Origin of the sequence: Pseudomonas donghuensis (assembly GCF_000259195.1) — a bacterium.
In the GTDB taxonomy this organism is placed as follows: Bacteria; Pseudomonadota; Gammaproteobacteria; order Pseudomonadales; family Pseudomonadaceae; genus Aquipseudomonas; species Aquipseudomonas donghuensis.
In genome coordinates this window covers 131478-132577 of record NZ_JH650772.1, presented here as the reverse complement: position 1 = coordinate 132577, position 1100 = coordinate 131478, and the positions used below count along the sequence as shown (strand labels likewise).

Genomic DNA, 1100 nt, shown 5'->3' with positions numbered 1-1100 from the left:
TCAAGACACAAGCCGGCCTTGCCGGCGATAGGGCCTTACCTCCCACCCATGATCGCAATGTAGTCCTGGGTCCAGCGGCTATACGGCACGAACTTGCCGCCTTCAGCCTGCGGGGTTTTCCAGAAGGCGATCTTGTCGAACTGGTCAAAGCCATTGGTCTTGCAGCCTTCGGCGCCCAGCAGCTCGCTGCCGGTACAGGCCGCCGGCACCGCTGGCAACGAGCCGAACCAGGCCGCTACATCACCCTGGACCTTGGGCTGCAGCGACCAGTCCATCCACTTGTAGGCACAGTTGGGGTGCTTGGCCTCGCTATGCAGCATGGTGGTGTCGGCCCAGCCAGTGGCGCCTTCCTTGGGAATGGTCGAGGCCACCGGTTGCTTGTCGGCCTGCAGGCCATTGACCATGTAGCCCCAGGAGCTGGAGGCGACTACGCCTTCGTTCTTGACGTCGCTCATCTGCACCGTGGCGTCATGCCAGTAGCGGTGGATCAGCGGCTGTTGCTGGCGCAGCAGGTCGAGCACCGCCTTGTACTGGGTTTCGTTCAGTTCATAGGGGTTCTGGATGCCGAGCTCAGGCTTGACCGATTTGAGGTACAGCGCCGCATCGGCGATGTAGATCGGCCCGTCGTAGGCCTGGACCCGGCCCTTGTTCGGCTTGCCGTCCGGCAGGTTCTGCGGCTCGAACACCACGCCCCAACTGGAAGGCGCCTGTTTGAACACGTTGGTGTTGTACAGCAGCACGTTCGGGCCCCACTGGTAGGGCGTACCGTAGACCTTTTTATCGACCACGTACCAGGCGCCATCCTTGAGCCGTGGATCGAGGTTTTTCCAGTTGGGGATCAGCGCGGTGTTGATCGGCTGTACGCGCTTGCCGGCGATCAGCCGCAGCGAGGCGTCGCCGGAGGCGGTGACCAGGTCATAGCCGCCCTTGGTCATCAGGCTGACCATTTCGTCGGAGGTGGCGGCGGTCTTGACGCTGACCTTGCACCCGGTGTCCTTCTCGAAGCCGGTCACCCAGTCGTAGGCCTTGTCGCTTTCGCCGCGCTCGATGTAACCCGGCCAGGCGACGATATCCAGCTGGCCTTCGCCGGCGCCCACGGC

The 1100-nt window shown here is 63.2% G+C and carries 1 protein-coding gene; it reads right to left on the bottom strand.

Going from position 1 to position 1100, the window contains the following annotated elements:
* Positions 1-35 precede the first annotated feature (35 nt).
* Positions 36-1100: putative ABC transporter substrate-binding protein YdcS (gene ydcS / locus UW3_RS27335; protein ID WP_010224918.1), on the bottom strand; the 1065-nt coding region annotated here is incomplete at its 5' end.